Origin of the sequence: Cupriavidus gilardii (genome assembly GCF_008801915.1) — a bacterium.
Classification (GTDB): domain Bacteria; phylum Pseudomonadota; class Gammaproteobacteria; order Burkholderiales; family Burkholderiaceae; genus Cupriavidus; species Cupriavidus gilardii.
The window spans coordinates 259502-280462 of record NZ_VZOV01000004.1 but is presented as its reverse complement, the minus strand read 5'-3'; the positions used below and the strand labels follow the sequence as shown (position 1 = coordinate 280462).

Annotated in this window: 19 protein-coding genes and 1 pseudogene; 9 read left to right on the top strand and 11 right to left on the bottom strand. The window is 69.4% G+C overall.

From position 1 onward, the window contains the following. The first annotated feature begins 40 nt into the window (after positions 1–40). Positions 41–934: a substrate-binding periplasmic protein gene (locus F7Q96_RS08465; RefSeq protein ID WP_082371475.1), complete on the top strand. Its 894-nt coding sequence runs from the start codon at positions 41–43 to the stop codon at positions 932–934. 43 nt (positions 935–977) lie between these two features. Here F7Q96_RS08465 and F7Q96_RS08460 read toward each other — a convergent pair whose 3' ends face one another. The 5 genes from F7Q96_RS08460 to F7Q96_RS08440 form a co-directional block, all read right to left on the bottom strand. Then, positions 978–1679, bottom strand: a complete 702-nt coding sequence (locus F7Q96_RS08460; protein WP_249041657.1) for a DUF2894 domain-containing protein — start codon at positions 1677–1679, stop codon at positions 978–980. Beyond that, positions 1672–2319 (bottom strand): OmpA family protein, encoded by a 648-nt coding sequence (locus F7Q96_RS08455; protein ID WP_053821847.1) that lies wholly within the window; start codon positions 2317–2319, stop codon positions 1672–1674. Before F7Q96_RS08455 ends, F7Q96_RS08460 begins: the two co-directional genes overlap by 8 nt. Next, a complete protein-coding gene (locus F7Q96_RS08450) occupies positions 2316–4781 on the bottom strand; it encodes a DUF802 domain-containing protein (protein WP_053821848.1) in 2466 nt (821 codons plus the stop codon). The genes F7Q96_RS08455 and F7Q96_RS08450 overlap by 4 nt, the downstream gene beginning before the upstream one ends. Positions 4782–4791: 10 nt before the next feature. Beyond that, positions 4792–5622: a DUF3348 domain-containing protein gene (locus tag F7Q96_RS08445; protein WP_053821849.1), complete on the bottom strand. Its 831-nt coding sequence runs from the start codon at positions 5620–5622 to the stop codon at positions 4792–4794. An 83-nt stretch (positions 5623–5705) separates the two neighbouring features. Then, entirely contained in the window at positions 5706–5954 is a 249-nt protein-coding gene (locus F7Q96_RS08440) for a hypothetical protein (protein ID WP_053823099.1), read from the bottom strand. A 283-nt stretch (positions 5955–6237) separates the two neighbouring features. Here F7Q96_RS08440 and F7Q96_RS08435 point away from each other — a divergent pair, with 283 nt between their 5' ends. Further along, the gene (locus F7Q96_RS08435) at positions 6238–7008 is read left to right on the top strand and encodes a hypothetical protein (protein ID WP_053821850.1); all 771 of its coding nucleotides are present in this window, start codon (positions 6238–6240) and stop codon (positions 7006–7008) included. Between the two features lie 10 nt (positions 7009–7018). On the opposite strand, the gene F7Q96_RS08430 is transcribed toward F7Q96_RS08435, so the two are convergent. Continuing rightward, positions 7019–7759, bottom strand: coding sequence for an NADPH-dependent F420 reductase (locus F7Q96_RS08430; RefSeq protein ID WP_390885743.1), 741 nt, complete (start codon positions 7757–7759; stop codon positions 7019–7021). Between the two features lie 340 nt (positions 7760–8099). Here F7Q96_RS08430 and F7Q96_RS08425 point away from each other — a divergent pair. Then, positions 8100–8303 (top strand): annotated as a pseudogene (locus F7Q96_RS08425) (NAD(P)/FAD-dependent oxidoreductase); the annotation flags it as partial. A gap of 34 nt (positions 8304–8337) precedes the next feature. On the opposite strand, the gene F7Q96_RS08420 reads toward F7Q96_RS08425, so the two are convergent. Next, positions 8338–8691: a hypothetical protein gene (locus tag F7Q96_RS08420; RefSeq protein WP_151022455.1), complete on the bottom strand. Its 354-nt coding sequence runs from the start codon at positions 8689–8691 to the stop codon at positions 8338–8340. A 339-nt stretch (positions 8692–9030) separates the two neighbouring features. Between F7Q96_RS08420 and F7Q96_RS08415 the strand changes: the two genes are divergently transcribed. Together F7Q96_RS08415 and F7Q96_RS08410 are read left to right on the top strand one after the other, a co-directional pair. Beyond that, on the top strand, positions 9031–9852 hold the full coding sequence (locus F7Q96_RS08415) for a class I SAM-dependent methyltransferase (protein ID WP_053821853.1): 822 nt from the start codon (positions 9031–9033) through the stop codon (positions 9850–9852). Between the two features lie 116 nt (positions 9853–9968). Further along, on the top strand, positions 9969–11027 hold the full coding sequence (locus F7Q96_RS08410) for a LacI family DNA-binding transcriptional regulator (RefSeq protein ID WP_053821854.1): 1059 nt from the start codon (positions 9969–9971) through the stop codon (positions 11025–11027). A 6-nt stretch (positions 11028–11033) separates the two neighbouring features. Here F7Q96_RS08410 and F7Q96_RS08405 read toward each other — a convergent pair whose 3' ends face one another. The 4 genes from F7Q96_RS08405 to F7Q96_RS08390 form a co-directional block, all read right to left on the bottom strand. Further along, a complete protein-coding gene (locus F7Q96_RS08405) occupies positions 11034–11744 on the bottom strand; it encodes a sulfite exporter TauE/SafE family protein (RefSeq protein WP_390884838.1) in 711 nt (236 codons plus the stop codon). Beyond that, on the bottom strand, positions 11744–13216 hold the full coding sequence (locus F7Q96_RS08400; protein WP_151022453.1) for an amidohydrolase family protein: 1473 nt from the start codon (positions 13214–13216) through the stop codon (positions 11744–11746). The genes F7Q96_RS08405 and F7Q96_RS08400 overlap by 1 nt, the downstream gene beginning before the upstream one ends. A gap of 202 nt (positions 13217–13418) precedes the next feature. Then, positions 13419–14750 (bottom strand): uracil-xanthine permease family protein, encoded by a 1332-nt coding sequence (locus tag F7Q96_RS08395; RefSeq protein ID WP_053821856.1) that lies wholly within the window; start codon positions 14748–14750, stop codon positions 13419–13421. Between the two features lie 290 nt (positions 14751–15040). Then, complete coding sequence (locus F7Q96_RS08390; protein WP_053821857.1) at positions 15041–15922, bottom strand: LysR substrate-binding domain-containing protein; 882 nt, start codon at positions 15920–15922, stop codon at positions 15041–15043. Between the two features lie 120 nt (positions 15923–16042). On the opposite strand from F7Q96_RS08390, the gene F7Q96_RS08385 reads away from it, so the two are divergent. The 4 genes from F7Q96_RS08385 (at position 16043) to metC (ending at position 20769) form a co-directional block, all read left to right on the top strand. Next, positions 16043–16642, top strand: coding sequence for a cysteine dioxygenase family protein (locus tag F7Q96_RS08385; RefSeq protein WP_053821858.1), 600 nt, complete (start codon positions 16043–16045; stop codon positions 16640–16642). A 182-nt stretch (positions 16643–16824) separates the two neighbouring features. Continuing rightward, the gene (locus tag F7Q96_RS08380; protein WP_053821859.1) at positions 16825–18399 is read left to right on the top strand and encodes a rhodanese-like domain-containing protein; all 1575 of its coding nucleotides are present in this window, start codon (positions 16825–16827) and stop codon (positions 18397–18399) included. A gap of 49 nt (positions 18400–18448) precedes the next feature. Continuing rightward, positions 18449–19429 (top strand): Bug family tripartite tricarboxylate transporter substrate binding protein, encoded by a 981-nt coding sequence (locus F7Q96_RS08375; protein WP_053821860.1) that lies wholly within the window; start codon positions 18449–18451, stop codon positions 19427–19429. A gap of 155 nt (positions 19430–19584) precedes the next feature. Then, on the top strand, positions 19585–20769 hold the full coding sequence (metC, locus tag F7Q96_RS08370; RefSeq protein ID WP_053821861.1) for a cystathionine beta-lyase: 1185 nt from the start codon (positions 19585–19587) through the stop codon (positions 20767–20769). Positions 20770–20961 lie beyond the last annotated feature (192 nt).

Genomic DNA, 20961 nt, shown 5'->3' with positions numbered 1-20961 from the left:
TTTTTTCGTTTGCCCCCTTCAGGAGACAACGATGCCCCCGATGTTCCGCGCGCCCTCGATGCGGGCAGCGCCAGCACCGAAGGCGGCACCGCGCCGCCGCCGCGCCATCGCGCTGCTGTTGCTGTCGGCCGGACTCGCCTGGTCAGCCGGCGCCTGGGCCGATCTGGCCAGGATCCGCGAGAGTGGCCGGCTGAAGGTCGCCGTCTACAAGGCCTTTGCCCCCTTCTCCGAGCTCGTCGATGGCAAGCCCACCGGCGTCGATGTCGCCATCGCGGAAGCGCTGAGCCGCCAGCTGAATCTGTCGCTGACGCTGCTGCCGTTCGACGCCGACGAGAACATGGCGGACGACCTGCGCAACATGGTCTGGCGCGGCCACTATCTCGGCTATGGGCCGGCCGACGTGATGCTGCACGTGCCGGTCGACCGCGCCTTCATGCGGGAGAACGACAAGGCGACGATCTTCGCGCCGTACTATCGCGAGCAGTTCGTGCTGGTGCACGACACCGCGCGGCTGCCGCGGATCCGCGACCTCGGCGATCTGGCGGGCCTGCCGCTCGGCGCCGAAGCCGGCTCGGCCGGTGCCAATGCCCTGCTGGCCGGCGCCGGCGGCGCGCTGCGAGACAAGGTCCGCATCTATTCGTCGCCGCGCGACAGCTTGCGGGCGCTGTTCGCCGGCGAGATCGCGGCGGCGATGGTCACGCGTTCGCAGTACGAGAGCGCGCTGAAGGACGAGGGTCGCGCCGCTTCGCAGTACGCGGCCGCGGAAGTCTCGTCGCCGCTGCTGCCGCCGCGCGGCTGGGCGGTCGGCATGGCGGTCAAGGCCGACAACAAGGAACTGGCCGACGCGGTGCAGCGCGCGCTCGATGCGCTGCGCGGCAGCGGCGAACTGCAGCAGATCTTTACCGCGGCGGGACTGACGCCGGTGGCGCCGTGAGGTCGTGATGTCGTGATCCCCGATGCAGTGATGCCGGCGGGTCTCAGGCTTTCGAGGGCCCCGCGGGCCTGGCGCGCGACTGGCGCGCTTTGCCGCGCGCGGCCTTGGCCGGATTGGCGGCGGGCGGTGTGCCCTTGCTGTCGGCGGCGCTGTCGGCGTTCATCCGCTCGAGCCGCGACAGCGTATCGACATAGGACAGCAACTGCTGCAGATAGCCCGGCGACAGCTCGCGCATCGCGGACAGCGCACGGTGGATCAGATGGTTGGAGTTCAGCGGTCCGGCGTTCTCGGGGACGCGTTCCAGCGATTGGCGCCAGGCGCGATCGGCGCTCAGACGGGTCCATGTGCGGCGCACATAGTCGACCAGCGCGGGATCGGGCTGCGGCGGATGCCTCGGCGCGATCGCCGCGGCTCCCGTGACCTCGCCCTGCGCGTCCATATCGCCTCGGAGCTCGCGGGCCAGCGCCGCAAGCGGCCCGGGCGTGCGTGTGCTTCGCTGCGGGTTGGACTCGCGCTGACGGGACTCGCCGGACTCGCCTGCTGCGCGCTGGAGCCGGTCCTCATAGGCTTGCACCAGCCCCGCGAGCCGGTCTTCCAGGCGCCGCCGGGCTTCGCCGCGGTGGGCGTCCATCCGGCGCGCCAGCGCCTCCAGCAAGCGAAAGCGGACCGGGTCGACGCGATCGGCGCCGCTGTCGCGCCATGCCTCGATGCGCGCGCGCATGTCGTCGGCGCCCAAGCTAGCCACCGGACTTCCCTGTTCCCATCGACACGCGCGGAATCGGCGCGATCTCGACGCGGCGGTTGCGGGCGCGGCCTTGCGCGTCCTTGTTCGACGCGACCGGCTGTTGCGAGCCGAAGGCGGCCGAGAACACCGACGCGGCCGGCACACCTGCATCGATCAGCGCGCGGGTCACCGTCAGCGCGCGCTGGGCCGACAGCTCCCAGTTGTCGGCGAACTGGCGGTTGCCGTCGCGCACCTGCCGGTCGTCGGTGAAGCCGCTGACCATCAGGATTTCGTCTCGATGACGCAGATAGGCCTTCAACGGCGCCGCCAGGCTCTTGAGCACCTCCTGGCCTTCGGGCTGCAGCTCGGCGGAGTTCAGCGAGAACAGCACGCTGCCGCTGATGCCGATGCGTCCGTTTACCAGCGTCACGCGCCCCGCCGCCAGCGGCCCGGCCAGCGCCTGCTCCAGGCTCTGGCGCCGGTGCATCTCCTGCTGGCGCTGCTTGACTTCGTTGTCCAGCCGCGAGGCGAGCTCGAGCTGGATGCCGATCACGCCCAGCAGAATCAGCACGAAGGCGCCGAGCACCACCGACATCAGGTCGCCGAAGACGGCCCAGGTCGGCACGGTCGGCTCGACGCCGGCGTCGATCTCCTCTCTCATGCCGCCTCTGCGTCCGGTGCGCGTTGGCCGGCGACCTGCTGCAGGTCTTCAAGGATCTGCTTCTGCGACCGCATGCTCAGGTCCACCACTTCGCGCGCCTGTGCCACGTAGTAGGCAAGCTGCTCGTCGCTGCGGGCCATCGACTTGTCGAGCGCGGCCTCGATGCGCTGCAGATGCGCGACCAGCTTGTCGTTCGATTCGCTGAACAGCTGCACCGCCACGCCGAACGCTTCCCCCAGGCTGGCGACTTCTGCCGCGCTGCCGTTGACCTGCGCCGCCACGTCGGTCAGCTTGCCGGTCTCGGCTTCGACCTTGTCGGTGAAGCGCGAGCCGATGCGCTCGAGCAGTTCCGCACTGGTGGCGACCAGCGTGTCGACTGCCTCGCGTTGCGCGGTCGAGGTCCGGCCGACTTGCTCCAGCAGCGTGGACAGGCTCTCCATCAGGCGCGTGCGTTCCTCGAGCATCGCGTTGTCGCGCGCCATTTCATCGGACAGCTTGCGCCGCAGTTCGGCAATCGCATCGGCCGCGACGCGCGGCGCTTCGCCGGCGACCTGGGCCAGACGGGCGACTTCGGCGATGGTCGAGGCAGCCTGCGCCTGTGTCTGCGCGGTGATCTCGTGCGCGGTGCGCTCCAGCGTCTCGCAGATCTGCTGCTGCCGGCTCGCGGCCTGCGCACCGGTCTGTTCCCATTGCTGGCGCAGTGCGGCGGCGATGCCGTCCAGCGTCGCGCTCCAGTTGGCAAGGCGCTGCTCGTCGTGCGCCGCCAGTTGCGCGCGCAGTTCGGCCTGCGCCTGTGCCACCGTGGTCAGCAGCGTGCTCGCATTCTGTTCGAACGCGCCCGTGGCGGCCGCCAGTGCCTGCTGGTTCTCGGCCGCGATCGCGCCAATGGCCCGCTCATGGCCGGACAGCGTCGCGCTCCAGTTGGCGAGCCGCTGTTCGTCCTGCGCGGCCAGTTGCGCGCGCAGTTCGGTCTGTGCCCGCGCCACCGTGGCCAGCAGCGCGCTGGCGTTCTGTTCGAAGGCGCCCGCGGCGGCCACCAACGCCTGCTGGTTCTCCGTCGCGATCGCGCCGATCGCGCGCTCGTGGCTGGACAGCGTCGCGCTCCAGTTGGCGAGCCGCTGTTCGTCCTGCGCGGCCAGTTGCGCCCGCAGTTCGGCCTGGGCCTGTGCCACCGTGCCGAGCAGCGCGCTGGCGCTCCGCTCGAACGCGCTCGCGGCGTTGGCGAGCGCCTGCTGGTTCTCGGCCGCAATCGCGCCGATGGTGCGTTCCTGGCCGGACATGGCCTCGTTCCAGCGGGCCGACACGGCCTCTGCCGCGGTGTCCATGCGCTGAGCAACCTGCTCGAGCAGGCCGGCCGAGCGCTGCTCGAAGCTGGCGGCGAAGCCATCGAGCGTGCCGCGCAGACCGTCGGCCAGCGCCGCGCTGGTACGCCGGTGGTCGGCCAGCGCGTCGTTCCACAGGCCGCTCACCTGCGCCGTAGTGGCATCGAAGCGCGACGCCAGGCTTTCCAGTTGCTGCCGCATCGACTGCGTGACGGTGTCGCGCAGCCCGGCCGCTTCACGGGCCAGGCCGCTCATGGTGGCCTCCACCGCTGGCTGGATCGCCGCGCTGGCGGCACGCGCGCTCTCGGCGACGCCGTCCTTCAGCGATTGCTCGACCGACGCGGCCAGGCGGGTGTAGACCGCTTCGGTCTTGCCGTGGAACGCGTCCTGACTGGCGGCGAGCCGTTCGGTCAGCGCCTGGCTCTGCTGCTCCATCGCGGCCATCATCGCGTTCAACCGGTCCACCAGCACCGGCATCGCCTCCGCCTGGCTCTGCATCAGGCGGAACGCCTCCTCGCGCTGATGGGCGCGCGAATGGACCCGCAAGGTCGTCGCGATATGGGCGTCCAGCGCCTGCGCGGCGTCGATACGCTCACGCCGGCACAGCGCCGACAGCAGCCCCAGCATGGCCGAGGTCGCCACGCCAGCGACCGAAGTACCGAACGCAAAACCCAGGCCCTTGACCGGCGCGGCCAGCGAGGCGCGGATCGCCTGCAGATCGGTCGCGGTTTCCAGCGCGAGGCCGGTCCCCTTCAGCGTGGCGACCATGCCCAGAAAGGTGCCGAGCATGCCGAGCAGCACCAGCAGGCCGACGAAATACGAGGTCAGCGCGGGCCCGGGCAAGGCCACGCGTTCGCCTTCGACACGCAGCCGCACCGCCTGGCGCAGGCCCGGATCGATGCGATCGAGCCAGGCGCCGAGGCTCGCCGGCGTCTCCGACAGGCCGTTGACCGCCTGCGTCAGGCTCGCCGTCGCGCGGCGATAGCGTTGCAGCTCGAAGGCGCCCCCGACATAGAAGCCGCCGATCAGCAGCGTCACGGCGAACGCCAGCGCATTCGAGCCCGCGTAGCCGGCACCGATCCAGCAGACGGCCAGCAAGCCGGCGAGGAACACAACAAGTTGAATAGGGAATCGGGTCATGATGTTCGGATTAGCTGCCGGATCGGTTGCGGCCCAAGGCTGCGACCAGTCCCTCGACGGGTTGGAAACGCAGGTCCAGCTCGGCCAGCAGCAGGTCTTCCATGTCGCGGCGGAACACCCGGCGCCATGCGCCAGGCGTGATCGCCGCCGCCACGCCACCAGGCTCGGGCCTTTCGACGATATTGGCGGCATTGGCGGTATTGGTGTCTTGCGCGGCTTCGGCGCTTTCGGCAGCTTCGGTCGCCGCAGTCCGGGCCAGCGCGCTTTCCTCGGCATGCCGCAGGCGCTGGTAGTGCGCCTCCAGCACGGCCGGCAGGTTGGCCAGCAAGGCCTGCTCGCGCGCGCCCATCACGCGTTCCATCACCGCATCGAGCATCGCCAGCCTGCCCTGGCCGGGCCGACGGGCCAGCGCCGCCCGCAGCCGGCCGCGCAGATCGCCGATGGCAGTTTCCATCCGCTGCTGCAGCGTCAGATAGCGCTGGCGGTAGATCGCAAAGTCGGCCGACGCGTCGAGCGCCTCCGCCGGCAACGGCCGGACCGGACTGCGCCGCCCCCGGGCCGAAGCGCGATCGTCGCGGATCGCCTCGACCAGCATCGCCCGAACCCGCTCGCTGTCGGCCGCTTCGTTGCTGGCGATGGCGCGCGCGCCGGCAGCCGGCACGGCCGGCGGATTGCCATTGAGCGCCGACGACAACGCGATCGCGTCCGTCCAGCCCAGCCATTGGCTCAGCTGGCCGGACAGCGACGGGGCCGATTCGGGGGCCTGGGCTTCGGCCAGGTGCGCAAGCAGCCGGATCAGCGTCTGTCCGCCGGGGCCTGCGCTCGGGGGCACTTGCAACATAGCGCCTGAGTGAAAAACCCCGCAGTTTACACTGCCGAGCCCTCGATTCGGCGCTGGCGCCGGCAACTCGCTGACGGCTATGGTCAGGGCTGCGGCTTGAGCTGGTCGTTCGCCAGTTCGAGCATGCGCAGCGCTTCGTCGAAGACGCCGGTATCGCGCAGATCGGTCAGCCCCTGGGCTTGTGCGCTGTCCCGGTCCGCCGCGACCCCACGGATCAGTGCGTCGAGCAAGCCGGGCTGCAGCTGTTCCGCGCGCTGCAGCAGCATGTGCAGCAGGTAAACGCAGGCGCCGATGCGGCGCTCGTCGGTGTGTTGGGCAACTGGGGCGCTCATCGTCATCCTCCCTGGTCGGTGTCGCCGCAAATATGGGCTTGCAGACGGGCATCGTCCGGCGCGTGGGCATTCTACCGCCGCCCGGAAGGCCGCTCGCCATATGGCGTTGGGCAGCAAGGCCTGCTTCCGTCCGTTGCCGCCGCAAATCGGAAGCGCGCTGCGGCGGGGCTCGTCAGAATCGCGCGGTCCGCGTCGCGGACACGAGCCGGACCGCGGCGGCGCAGCGGCACGCCTGCCGGCGCGGCGCGGTTTCCCCTCAACGCCTACCCTCCTTCCTTCACCCATGCACACCACTTCGACGGGCGCCGCCGCGCCCCAGCAAGCCATTTCTCTTCCACGCCTTCTCGAGTCCGACGCCAGCCCCGCGGCGGCACGAGAATTACCTCACACGGCATTCGGCGCCGGCGAAGCGCACGTCGCGCTCGAAGCGCGCCACGACCGCCTGTCGCTGAATGCGGTATTCGAGGCGCTAGAGCAGGAAAGGCAGCGGCATGCCGATGCACACCCGCGCGATCTGCTTGGCGCACTGCTGGAGAGCCACAACCTTCGGCTGAGCCACTGCCTCGTGCACGACGTCCTGCAGGCCGCCGGCCATGCCAACCCGCCGTGCGGCACCACGCCGGCAGACACGCCGACCGCGCGTTTGGCGCGGGTCCTCGCGGAGCCGAATCCTTCGCTGGAGGAAACGCTCAGGGCGCGCCTGGCCCGGGTCCTCGCCGAACGCGAGCGTCCGCAGGCGGCCGGCACGACGACCGCGGCTGCGCGCCTGTTGGAGCAAGCCGCGCACCTCGCGGCGCGCCCAGGGGCCCGCCCTTCGCTGGTCTCAGCCATGGAGCAAGGGCTTGCCGCCATGCCGGCAGATCTGCAGGCCGCCTGGCTGGCCGAATGGTTGTCGTGGCCGCAGCCGCCGGCCGGTATCCAGGACAAGGCAATGGCACTGATCCACAGCGGTCAACTGAGCGATGCGGCGCGGACGAACCTGCTGGCCAAGATCACGGTGCGCAATCTGATGAGTTCGCCGGCGAATTCGCCGGCGGCGCTGCATCCGCTTTGACGGCCGACCGCTAACGTCCGGGGGGCGGTGCAGGAACTGCCGCCCTCGCTTTCTGCCGCAGTTCCTCGGCGTTGCCGACCTGGCGGAACAGCGGCCCGCCGGGCGCGAAGCTGTCGGCGATCTTCAACGGGCCGACGACGACCGGCTCGAAGCCGGCGGCGCGTACCAGTTCGGAGGCGGTGTCGAGCGCGGCCCGATCGTCGCCAGCGATCGGGATTGCAATCCGCGGTTCCTGGTGGTGCCGGGTCGCGAAATCGCTGGCGCTGGTGAAATTGAAGGCCCGCACGATGCGCGCACCGGGCAGATACTTCGCCGTGGTCGGACCGATCCCGTTGGCCAGTGCGTCCTCGCCTGCCGCGCCATCGCGATGGCGATAGGCGTTGGTGGCGTCGAGCACCACCTTGCCGGCCATCCCTCGGCCATGCTCCTTGCCGACCTCGGGCAACGCGCCGTAGGGCACGGCGATGAACAGCACGTCGCCGAAGGCGACCGCCTCGGCCACGGTGCCGGCGCGTGCAAGCGGGCCGAGCCCGTCGACCAGCGGCTTCAGTTGCTCCGGATGCCGCGACGAGAACAGGACCGGATAGCCGGCCTTGACCCATAGCCCGCCCACCGTGCCGCCGATGCGGCCGCTGCCGATCACGCCGATCTGCATCGGCTTGCTGCCCGATGGCCTGGGCACGGCCTGCTGTGGCGATGGCGATGGCGATTGTGCCGCGGCCGGTCCGGGCCATGCGGCCGGCAGCAGCATCGCGCCCCCGGCAATGGCCAGCAGCCGTCGCCGGCGGGGATTGGGCCGCTGCAGCGGCGGCAATCGATGCGAAGGCCACAACAGGCGCGCGGGCCGACGCATGAACAAGCGATCCATGGCGATGTCCTCCGAACGGCGAGCCGCGGCAGGCGGACCGGCGCGAACGCTGCGTTGCCGCGGTGACTGTCGCCACTCTAGGCCAAAATGCGGCCGCTCTCCATGTCGCACTACGATGGCTGCGGCCCGGATTGCGCTGTCCAGAGCCGCCGAATCCCGCCGCCCCATTCCGCCAGGCGGCCGCGCAGCGCCGATCGATTTTCCCGCATGGGCCGAGTCTGTGCAGCCGCGCCATGTCACGTGCCTGGACCTCGGTCCGTGGGGAGCGGTGCTGACCGAGGGCTGGCAGCGCGAGGTCCGGCTGGCCGGTGCGGCAGCGAACGCGCTGAAGCGGCAGATCAACCAGCAGTGGATCTGTCCGCCGCTGGCGCATCGCGGCACGGCCTTTGCCGTGGCCGAGCCCGGATATCACCCGACGGCCGCTTGACGACCAGTGCGGCTTCGTCGTGGCGACCCGTGGATCATCGGATTGGCCGCTCCGCCAGGTTCAGCAGGCATCCCGCGACGCAGCCGATCAGCACATTGCCCAGCCCGAACACCGAGGCGGCGGCGGCCCAGTCATGGGTGGCGGCGAAGGTGGCGCCGCTCGCCCCTGCTACCAGGCCGAACGCGACACCGGCAACCGCCCCGGCTGCCACCCGCGGGTAATCGGACCAGAAGCGGCTACAGAGGCCTTGCTGGCGGGCATCGGCATCGACCCGAATGCGGGATTCCTGCAGCAGTCCGTAACCATCCTCCCAGGGGCGATTGACATCGATCGCCGCCATGTCGATTGCGAGATGGGTCGGAAGCAACGGGGTACGGTTTGTTTGCATGATCGGACTCCTGTCGTCTGGTGATTCGGAAATGGTGGGAGGCGCGGGGCGCCGATCGCCGACCGACTACACGGAACGGCGATGCGCGGATCGTAGGTGTCGCGCCGATACCGGCGAAGTGGTTCGTCCTGCATGCCGCCCAATTACGTACAAGGCAAACGCAAAAGCACAAGTACGCGGTTCGTTCGCACCGGCGTTGGGCAGCCGAACGGTTGGCGTCCGCAGCGCGTCGGGCCGCAGCGAACTCGCGTCGCCGTGCGGGCCCCCGCCGTCTACGATGAACTGGCAGGCCAAACAAGCGGCGAGCGCCCTGCTCCGCAGCCTGCCAGGAGACTCACCATGACCACACCGAACACCGACAAGCTGTTCACGGGCCCGATTCCCGAGCTGTACGAGCAATACCTGGTGCCGATGATCTTCCAGCCCTATGCCGACGACATCGCTGGCCGTGTCGGCGCGCGGCGCCCTGCCCGCGTGCTGGAGATCGCCGCCGGCACTGGTGCTGTCACACGCGCGATGGCGAAGGTGCTGCCCGACGAGGCGGAACTCGTCGTCACCGACCTGAATGCGCCGATGCTGGCGCGCGCCGAGGCGATCGGCCTGAGCGGCCGCGTGGCCGAATGGCGCCAGGCCGATGCGTTGCAATTGCCGTTCGACGATGGCAGCTTCGATCTGGTGGTGTGCCAGTTCGGCGTGATGTTCTTTCCGGACAAGGCCAGGGCATTTGCCGAGGCACGCCGGGTACTGCAGCCCGGCGGCACCTTGCTGTTCAATGTCTGGGATCGCATCGAGGAGAACGAGTTTGCGCACGCGGTGTCGCGCGCGCTGGCCGAATGCTTTCCGGACTCGCCGCCCGACTTCATGGCCCGCACCCCGCATGGCTACCACCAGCGCGACCGTATCGAAGGCGACCTGCGCGCCGGCGGCTTCGCCACGGCGCCCGATTTCGACACGGTCGCCAGGCGCAGCCGTGCCGAATCGGCGCGCGTGCCGGCGCTCGGCTTCTGCCAGGCAACGCCGATGCGCGCCGAGCTCGAGGCGCGCGGCGGCGACGCGATGCAACGGGCCACCGACTATTGCGAGGCCGCGCTGCGCAGCCAGTTCGGCGAGGGACCGATCGAGGGCCGGATATCGGCGCATGTCGTTGCGGTGACCGCTTGACGACGCGAGTGGCATGACGGAGCAGCGCGATCGCTGGTGTATGCTTGCCACGGCGCCTGTCGTGCCGCGCTGCCACATCGCCCTGCCCCATCACCCTGCTCCGTTGACCGCACCGCATGAAAGACCCGAGGCCGAGCGCATCCGTCCCGCCCCGACGCATCACCATCCATGACGTGGCCCGGGAGGCCGGCGTCTCGTTGACGACGGTATCGCATGCGCTGAACGATCGCGGCGTGGTCGATCCGGCCACGCGGGCGCGGGTCAAGCAGATTGCCCAGCAACTCGGCTACCGGCCCAGTGTCCGCGCGCAGCGGCTGCGTTCGGGACGCGCCAACAGCATCGCGCTGGTGTCGTCGATGCCGTTCGCGGTGGCAGGCGGCACCTCGCGCCTGGGCTTCATGATGGAAGTGGCGGCAATCGCCGCCGAAGCGGCGCTGGGCCGCGGCATTGGCGTGGTGCTGGTGCCGCCGCTGGAGGGTGCGGGCGGCCTGCTGGACAGCCTGGACATCGATGGCGCGATCGTCATCGAGCCGGTCGCCAACGACGCGCATATCGCGCTGCTGCGCCAGCGCGGCGTCAGCATCGTGTCGATCGGCCGCGAGCCCGGCACCGACGATCCGGTGCCCTTCGTCGATCTGCAATCCGAATACACCGCGCGGCTGCTGCTCGAGCATCTGCACGCGCAGGGCCGGCGCCGCATCGGCCTGCTGATCGGCGCCACGCCACGCCAATCCTATGTCGAGACCGAGCGCGCCTATCGCGCCTTCGTCGCCGAGGCCGGGCTGCCCTGCCATATCGTCACCGCGCAGGAGAGCGAAGGCGAAGCGGGCGGCGCGGCCGCTTGCGCGGCGCTGCTGCGCGAGCAGCCGGACATCGATGCGCTGTGCGCGCCGGTCGATGCGTTCGCGGTCGGCGCGATCGCGCATGCGCAAGCGCTCGGCAAGCAGGTGCCGCGGGACCTGATGGTAGTGACCCGCTACGATGGCATTCGGGCACGGAGCCATCGGCCGCCAATCACGGCGGTCAATCTGCATCTGGAACGGGTTGCGTCGCAGGCCGTCGAGCTGCTGTTCGAACATGTCTCGGGCCGGCACGAACGGTCTTGCGTTGCGGCGCCGTTGCCGGAGCTGGTGCCGCGCGAGTCGTCCGCTACATCGGCTGCGTCGGCGGCGTAAGCAGCGTCAGCCGCGCACCAGCACCACCAGTCCCGATACCAGCGCGAACACCAGCACGCCGAGGCGCAGCATGCGCTGGTTGATGCGCCGGTGCACCAGATGGCTGGCCAGCATGCCGGCGCCCAGCACCGGCAGCATGCCCAGTGCGTAGTGCCACTGCGGCGCGCCGAGGCGCTCGCTCACCGCCAGCACGATCAGCGAGATGACCTCGCCCACCAGGAAGCACAGCGCCACGGTCGCGCGCAGCGTCGCCACCGGTGCGTGCTGGTAGGCCAGCGCCAGCGGCGGCCCGCCGACGCCGGTGGCGGTCTCCGTCACGCCGGTAATCAGCCCGGTCGAGGCGAACGTCACCCTGCCCGGCGTGAAGGCCGGCGCAAGCAGCGACACCACTGCCGCCAGGATCGTGCTGCCGCCCACCAGCGCATTGAGCCAGGCCATCGGCACCGCCACCAGCACCCACAGGCCGCCGAAGGTGCCGGCCAGCCGTCCGGCGCTGATCCAGCCTGCGCCGCGCAGATCGATCGCATGCCGCTCGCGCCAGGCGACATAGGCGTTCAGCGGCAGCATCGCGATCAGCAGCGAACCGGGCAGCATCGCGGGCGCGGCCAGCGCCAGCACCGGCACCACGATCAGTGCGAAGCCCATGCCGGTGGTGCCCTGGACCAGCGCGCCGGCGAACACGGCGAGCCAGACGCTCAGCATCGTCGTATCGAGCATCATGCCTGCGCCCCGCCCTTTGCGGTCCGCAGCGAAGCCGCGCAGGCGGCGCGATGGACGTCCGCCGGATCGTGCAGCTTGGTGATCGGCGCGTTGGCGATGGTCTGCTCGGCCATCTGGCGGATCTCCGCCATCAGCGCACGCGCGTCCCAGTCCAGCGGCCAGCCGTCCCACAGGCGCAGCCGCCCGTCGACGAAGACGCCGCGGATCTGGTCTCGATTGGCCAGCCGCACCAGCTCCCAGCTCAGGTCCCACGACGGCGTCAGCTCCGGTACATCGCAATCGAGCAGCAGGAAGTCCGCCTGCTTGCCGGCCGCGATCTCGCCGGTGAGCTTGCCCAGGCCCGCCGCATCGGCGCCATCGTGCGTCGCCATGTCGAGCCAGCGCCAGCCTGCGCCGCAGGATGAATCGCCGACGCCGATGCCGAAGGCAAAGCGCTGCGCGGCCTCGGCATGGTCGAGCAGGCGGAAGCCGTCGCTGCGGGTGCCGTCGGTGCCCAGGCCCAGGCGTACGCCGAAGGTCGCCATGGTTTCAGCAGGCGCTACCGCATTGCCCTTCCAGGCGCTGGCGACGGGGTTGTAGGCGACCGCCGCGCCCCGCTCGGCCAGCAGGCGGATTTCGTGCGGCGTCACCAGCGTCGCGTGCGCCAGCAGCGCGGCCGGCCCAAGCGCGCCGACCGCGTCAAGATGTTCGATCGGCCGCTGGCGGCGTGCATTGAGCGAACGCTCCACGGCGACCAGATGCTCGTTGGCGTGCGTCTGGAAGACGCGGCCCGCTTCCTCGCACAGCCGATAGACGTCATGCAGCATCGCATCGCTGGCCACCTCGGGAATCGAGATCGCCAGCGACGGCACCACCAGCGGGTGATCGTCGTACATCGCCAGATGGCGTTCGGCACGGCGCAGGATCGGCGCGGCGTCCAGAGTCTGGCCGCCGGGACGATCGTTGCAGATCAGGCCCAGCACGCAGCGCACGCCGGCCTCCCCGACCGCCTGCGCGATCGCCTCCAGTCCCGCATCGGCACGCGTGCCGGCATCGCAGACCGTGGTGAAGCCGCCGCGCAGCGCCTCGAGCGCGGCGAGCTTGGACGACAGGTACAGATGCGTCTCGGTCAGGCTGCCCTCCAGCGGTACCCAGACGCGCCGGAAAATCTCCGACGGCTCGCCGAATACCAGCGACTTGCCGAACGATTGCGTCAGATGATGATGGGTGTCGATCATGCCGGGCATCAGCAGCATGCGCGGCAGCGCCAGCGTGGGCAGATGCGGAAATTGCGCGGCGATCTGCGCGCCCGGGCCGACCGCGGCAAAGCGGCCGTCCTGCACCACGATCGCGTGGTCGCGCACGATGCCGTCGCGCAGCAGCGTCCATTCGGGCAGCAGGACCTGCGGGCGGTCGAAGGACGCGGGACGCAGTGCGGCGTGCTCGGGATTGGAATTGGGATCGGGCAAAGCGGAAGGAAAAAGCGACATACGTTCTACGGGTTGCGGCGCATGCATGCAGCGGCATGCGCCTGGATGAATCGCACCCTCTCCCGCTTGCGGGAAAGGATCGGGGAGAGGGAAACCGGCGGTTGTTCAGCCAGCCGCAGCCATGACGAAGGCCCTTTCCTTCTCCCCACCTCTGCCGCAAGCGGGAGAGGGAAAAAAACCGGCGCGACGATCAAACGCGAACTCAATGCGCGACCGGCACCTTCCCCACACCGCGGCGCAGCCCGGTATGGAAGAACAGGAAGTTCATCAGCGCCGCGGTAATCGCGCCCATCGCCACGCCGTTGCCCACCAGGATGCGGATGTTGGCCGGCACGCTGGCATAGATGCCGGGCACCAGGATCGGCAGCAGGCCGACGGCGAGCGCCACCGCGACGATGTACATGTTGGCGTGGTCGCGCAGATCGACCTTGCGCAGCATGTCGATGCCCATGGTGCCGACGATGCAGAACACGATCAGCCCGGTGCCGCCGACCACCGCTTCCGGAATCGCGGCGATCAGCGACGACACCGGCGCCAGCAGGCCGAATACCACCAGGATGCCGCCCGAAACCGCGGTGACGAAGCGCGAGCGCACGCCGGTCGCCCGCACGATGCCGATGTTCTCGCCGCTGGTGATGATCAGCGAAGTGCCGAACAGCCCGCCCAGCAGCGAGGTCAAGGCATCGCCGCGAATCGTGCGGGGCACGTCGCGCTGTTCGTCGATCGGCTTGCCGACCGCATCGCCGATCGCGATGGTCTGACCGGTGGCCTCCACCATCGACACGATCGAGAACACCATCAGCGGTATCGCGGCGATCAGGTCGAACTTCGGCATGCCGAACGGCAATGCGGAGGGCAACGCCAGCACCGGCCACAGCGACAGATGCTCGCTGTGGAAGGCGCCGATTCCCACCGCCACCAGCGCCCCGCCGAGCAGCCCCAGCAGGATCGCCAGCTGCCCCAGCATGCCGGTCAGCACGCGCGAGAACAGCACGGTGAAGGCGATCGTCGCGAATGCCAGCAGCAGGTTGATCGGCGCGCCGAAGCCGGGCGTGCCCGGTTGCCCCGCGATCAGCTTGCCCGATACCTGCGCGAGATTGATCGCCACCAGCAACAGCATGGTGCCGACCACCGCCGCGGGGAAATAGCGCAGGCAGCGGCGAAACACCGGCAGCACGAGGAAATAGAACACGCCGGTCAGGATCACCGCGCCGGCGGCGGTCTGCACATCGGTCTGCTGCGCGATCAGGATGAACAGCACGATCGGCGCCCCGCCCGGCAGCATGATGAACGGCAGCCGCGCGCCGATGCCCTTGGGCCCGAACGACTGCAGCAAGGTGCCCAGGCCGCAGATCACGAAGGTCGCGCTGAGCAGCTGCATCGCCAGCGCGGGCGGGAAGTTGAGCGCCTTGCTCATCAGGAATACCGAGGCGATGGGCGAGGCGGCCATCACCAGCACATGCTGCATGCCGAAGGCGAACAGCCGCCGCCATGGCAATACCTCGTCGACGGCCGCGATTGCGGGTTGGGACATGGGGTCTCCTCCTTGGATGACAGCGGCGTCTATTGGTGAATGCGTCGGTGGCGCGGTCGGTGAGCCGCGCCGGCGTGTCCATGCGTCTATGCGCCCGTCTGTGCGTATTTCGCCGCTGAATGTTAGAAAACTGCCGAACCAAAACGTTTTGGTTAGTCTATGCGAAGGCCGGCAGCCATGCAAGCGGCCGGCCGAAACCAGCGGTATCGGCTGTGTTGCCCGCTGCTGCGGGCCACCAAGGCCTGGCGCAAGCGTGAGGTGGATGGGTGCGAAGGAAACGCGTGAAGGAATCAGGCCGGCAAGGATCCAGCCGCGGTCGCGTTCAGGCCCAGCGTGGACTTGAGCATCTCGTAGACCTGCCGCGTGGCCGGATTGATCACGTCGGGACGCATCCACAGGTAGTACGCGACGTCCGGCAGGCGCGGCATGCCGTCGTTCTCGCCGAGCACGCGCATGTCGGGTCCGAGCAGCTCGATGCTGCGTGCGGTCACGCCCAGGCCGGCGCGGATCGCGGCCTTGATGCCGATCAGGTTCGGCGCCAGATAGCCCGGCCGCCACGGCACCTGGGCCAGTTCCAGCGCCTCCAGCGCGAGCCGGCGGAACAGGCTGGGCTCGTCGGCCAGGATCAGCGGCACCGGCCGCGAAATGTCATGCACGTAGTCGGCCGCGCAGATCCACACCGTCGGTGAAGTCCGCAACACCACGCCTTCCAGCGTCGGATCGCTGCGCGTCGACAGCGTCAGATCGATCTCGCCCCGGCGCAGCGATTCCATCAGGAAGGGGCTGCGTCCCACATGGATTTCCAGCTGCAGCTTCGGCGAGCTGCGCGCGATATGCGCCAGCAGCGGCGGCAGCATCGTGTCGGCAATATCGTGCGGCGCGCCGATGCGCAGCGCCCCTTCCAGATTGCCCTCGCGCAGCGCGCGCAGCGCCTCGTCGTTGATCGCCAGCATGTGCTTGGCGTATTCGAGCAGCTTCTGGCCATGCGGCGACAGCCGCTTGCTGCGGCCCTGCTTGTCGAACAGCGGCAGCCCGACCTGCTCCTCCAGCCGCTGCATCTGCTGGGTCACCGCGGACTGGGTCTTGTGCGTCGCGTCGGCGGCGGCCGCAAAGGTCGTGTGCTCGGCGATGGCGACCAGCGTCCGCAGCAGTTCGAGGTCGAGATGGCGCATGAAGGATATATAAGGGATGCTTATATGATTGCGCAATATTCTAAGTTGTTCGGCCCTGACGCGTTCAGTACAGTGTGGCACCAGACCCGCACCTATTCCGCATCTTTCAGGAGTTGTTCGATGAGCCTCGCTCCCGCGCGCGCCGAATCCCGCACCGCAGCCGTCCAGGGCGCCATTCAAAGCATTAAGGATATTGTTGAAAACAAGGCGCTGACGCGCGAGGCGCTGGACCGGGTGCTGACCGTGGTCAAGGACCTGGCGGCGCACCGCGAATGGTGGGGCGAGGCCGATTTCGCGCCGCCCGAGGCCGGCGAGCGTCAGGCGCGCTATCTGATCACCGAGGACCCGGACCAGCGCTATGCGCTCTATCTGAACGTGATGCGCCCGGGCAAGCGGATTCCGCCGCATAACCACACGACCTGGGCCTGCATCGCCGCGGTCGAAGGCGAAGAACAGAACTACGTCTATCGCCGCGTCGACGACGGTTCGCAGCCGGGCATCGGGCAGCTCGAGCAGACCGATACCGTGCGCGTCGGCCCGGGCGAAGGCATCGCGCTGATGCCCGACGACATCCACTCGGTCGAGATCCAGGGCGAACAGATCATCCGCCATCTGCACATGTATGGCCGCGCGCTGGAAACGCTGAAGGAACGCATCGCGTTCGACCTCGAGACCGGCCGCTACCAGGTGATGTCGGTCGGCGTGCAGACGCGCCGCTGATTTCCGCGCGGCCCGTCGATCCGCGCCAGCGCATCGGCGACCACCGCCGCCTCCGAACGATTCCCCTCCCCTTGCCACCTATGGCTGTCCTCGGCCAGGGGAGCGTTTTGCCCGAATTCCGCCGGCCACCAGTGTCGCAACCGCTGGCCCATGAACCTGCAATGCCCCGCAATGACCCCGCAATGACCCAATACGTAGACGCCCCGACCCTGAAGGCCTGGCTGCATGACGGCGCCGAGATAGCGCTGCTCGATGTGCGCGAACACGGCCAGTACGGCGAATCGCACCTGTTCCTCGCGGTGCCGCTGCCCTACAGCCGCCTCGAGCTCGAGGTCGGCCGCCTGGTGCCGCGCCGCGCCGTGCGCGTGGTGGTCTACGACCACGATGAAAGCGTCGCCGTGCCGGCGGCCGCCGCACTGCGCGCCGCCGGCTACACCGACGTGCACGTGCTGCGCGGCGGCACCGCGGCCTGGGCCGCGGCCGGCTATGCGCTGTTCGCCGGCGTCAACGTGCCATCGAAGACGTTCGGCGAGCTGGTCGAACACAGGCTGCATACGCCGCGCATCGGCGCCCAACAGCTGCATGCGATGCAGGCGCGCGGCGACAAGCTGGTGGTGCTCGACGGCCGGCCGCTGTCCGAATACCGCAAGATGAATATCCCCGGCGCGATCTGCTGCCCCAACGGCGAGCTGGCCTACCGGCTGCGCGACCTGGTGCCGGACGACGACACGCCGATCGTGATCAATTGCGCGGGACGCACGCGCAGCATCATCGGCGCGCAGACGCTGATCAATCTGGGCGTGCCCAATCCGGTCTACGCTCTGGAGAACGGCACGCAGGGCTGGTATCTGGCCGATTACCAGCTCGAGCATGGCAACGATCGGCACTACCCCGACAAGACCGAGGCGAACACCGCCGAACTCGAGCCGATGCGCGCGGCGGCGGCACGGCTGGCCGAACGCCACGGTGTGTCGACCGTCGACGTTGCGACCGTGCAGGGCTGGGCCCGCGACACCACGCGCACGCTGTTCCTGTGCGACGTCCGCACGCCGGAAGAATTCGCGCGCGGCACGCTGCCCGGCGCGCAGCACACGCCGGGCGGCCAGCTGATCCAGGCCACCGATCAGTACGTCGGCGTGCGCGGCGCGCGGCTGGTGCTGTTCGACGACGACGGGGTGCGCGCGCCGGTGGTCGCGAGCTGGCTGCGGCAGCTGGGACACGACGCTCATGTGCTGGCGGACGGCTTGCGCAGCGGCCTGGCGCTTTCGCCCGCTCCCGCGGCCGCACTGCCGGCACTGGCCGCCATCGATGCGGCACGTCTGGCGCGCGAGCTCGACAGCGGCGAGGTCGTCGCGATCGAGCTGCGCGCCAGCATGGATTACCGCAAGGCGCATGTCCCCGGTGCGCGGTGGTCGATCCGGCCCCGGCTGGCACACGACTTGGCCGGCGAACTGCGCCCGCTGGTGCTGATCGCCGATCAGCCGGACATCGCCGCGGCCGCCGCGCTGTCCTTGCCCGCGCCGCAACGCGCGCTGGCGCGCGTGCTCGACGGCGGCATGGCGGCGTGGAAGGCCGCCGGCCTGCCGCTGGCCGCCTCGCCGACCGAGCCCGCCGACCCCGACTGCATCGACTACCTGTTCTTCGTGCACGACCGCCACGACGGCAACAAGGCCGCCGCCCGCCAGTACCTGGCGTGGGAAACCAATCTGATCTCCCAGCTCGATGACGCGGAGCTGGGCAGCTACCGCCTGCCGTAGTACCACCACGCCTGGAGGAGTCCCCATGAAAAGAACCATATCCCTGTCGATGCTTGGCCTGCTGACCGCGGTGCAACTGAGCGCGGCTCCCATCGCCAGTGCCAGCGCGCAGCCGCTGGCGCCGGTCGGCGGCTATCCGAGCCAGCCGATCCGCTTCGTGTCGCCGTTCCCCGCCGGCGGCGGCAACGACGCGATCACGCGCATCGTCACCAACAAGCTGGCGGCCGTCACGGGCCAGCCCGCGGTGGTCGACAACCGCGGCGGCGCGGGCGGCAATATCGGCGCGAAGCTGGTCGCCGAGACCAGGCCGGACGGCTATACGCTGCTGACCTCGCAGGTCTCGCTGATGGCCGTCAATCCGACGCTGTACTCGTCGGCGGGCTTCGATCCGATCAAGAGCTTCACGCCGATCACGCAGTTGAACGCCGCGCCGCTGGCCATCGTCGTCGCCGCCGATTCGCCGCTGAAGACCTTCGCCGACCTGGTGACGCAGGCCAGGGCCGAGCCGGGCAAGCTGACCTACGCGACGCCGGGCAACGGCACGCTGTCGCATCTGGTCGGCGTCGTCCTCGACAAGGACCACAAGATTGCGCTGACGCATGTGCCGTACAAGGGCGCTGGCCCGGCCATCACCGATCTGCTCGGCGGCCAGGTGGCGACGCTGATCACGTCGACCTCGTCGGTCGCGGGCTTCGTGCAGAACGGCAAGATGCGCGTGCTGGCGGTGACGAGCCCGAAGCGCCTCGGCGTATTCGCCAAGGTGCCGACGCTCGACGAGCTCGGCTACAAGAACGCCAGCTTCGAGGACTGGTACGGCATCTTCGCGCCGGCCGGCACCTCGCCGGAGCGCGTCGCCTACCTGCGCGCCTCGATCGCGCAGGTGCTGCAGTCGCCCGAGGTCGTCAAGCTCATCCACGACGGCGGCAGCGAGGTCGTCGCCAGCACGCCCGACGCATTTGCCGCGCAGCTCAAGAGCGATATCGCGAAGTGGTCGCGCATCGTCAAGCTGTCGGGCGCGAAGATCGACTGATTGCCGATGCCGACGCCGTTGCGCGCTGCCGGATCCGTTCGCGGCCAGCACCGCGCAACGGCCACCCGCCTTCGCCGCTTCCGTCTCACACCATTCCGCATCCATTCCGCGCCGACGCTCCGCCGTGATGGCCGCCTTGATGCCGCTTTGACGCCATGCCCGATCCCACGAGACATTCGCCGCTGACCACGCTGATCCACGCCGGCAAGGCGCTCGACTACCCAGGCGGCCGCCCGGTCAATCCGCCGGTGGTGCGCAGCAGTACCGTGCTGTTCGACACCGTCGCGCAGCAGCGCGAGGCGCGCGCCCGGCGCGGCGAGGAACGCCTGTTCACCTACGGCGCGCGCGGCACGCCGACCAGCTTCGCGCTCGAGGACGCGGTCTGCGCGCTCGAAGGCGGCTACCGCACGCGGCTGTATCCAACCGGGCTTGCGGCAATCGGCATGACGCTGCTGGCCTATCTGCGTCCGGGCGACCATGTGCTGATGGCCGACTGCGTCTACGAACCGGTGCGCAATCTGGCCCACACCTTCCTGCGCGACCACGGCATCCGCGTCGATTTCTACGCCGCCGACGGCCGCGATATCGAGGCCCGCATCGAACCGAACACGCGCATGCTGTACGCCGAATGTCCGGGCTCGCTGGTCTACGAGATGTGCGACCTGCGCCAACTGTCGGCGCTGGCGCGCCAGCGCGGGCTGCTGCTGGTGGCCGACAACACCTGGGGCTCCGGCCTGCAATACCGGCCGCTGGCGCTCGGCGCCGATGTCTCCATCATGGCCGCGACCAAATACCTGTCGGGCCATTCCGACGTGATGATGGGCACGGTGACGACTACCAAGGACGCCTGGCAGCCGCTGTCCACACTGGCCGACAGCTTCGGCATCGCGGTCAGCCCCGACGACGCCTATCTGGTGCTGCGCGGCATCCGCAGCCTGGCGCCGCGGCTGGCGATGCACGAGGCCAATGCGCTAGCGGTGGCCGACTGGCTGACGCAGCGCGCGGAGGTCGCCACGGTCTTCTGCCCCGCACTGCCCGGCGATCCAGGCCATGCGCTGTGGCAGCGCGATTGCACGGGTACCAACGGCCTGCTTTCCTTCGAACTGCGCGGGCACGGCGTGGCCGCGGCGGAGCGTTTCATCGACGCGCTGACGCTGTTCGGCATCGGCGCGTCCTGGGGCGGCTACGAGAGCCTGGCCACGCTGTCCGACCTGGGGCGCGCCCGCAGCGTGGACGACTGGTCGGCGCGCGGGCCGATCGTCCGGCTGCATATCGGCCTCGAGGATCCGCGCGACCTGATTGCGGATCTGGAGCGGGGCTTGGCGGCGATGGCGCGATGACATCTCGGTTCATCGAGCAGTTCGCTTGCTCCACCACGGCCTGCGCGCCATCCTTTGACCACGATATGGCGAAAACCGAGTTTTCTTCGTATGAGGGTACCGAGAGCCGGCAGCTGGATCTGAGCCCTACTCTTCGGCCGCGTCTGCATTGCGTTGAAGTGGACCCGTACCACCAAAGTCCTTGAAGGCGTT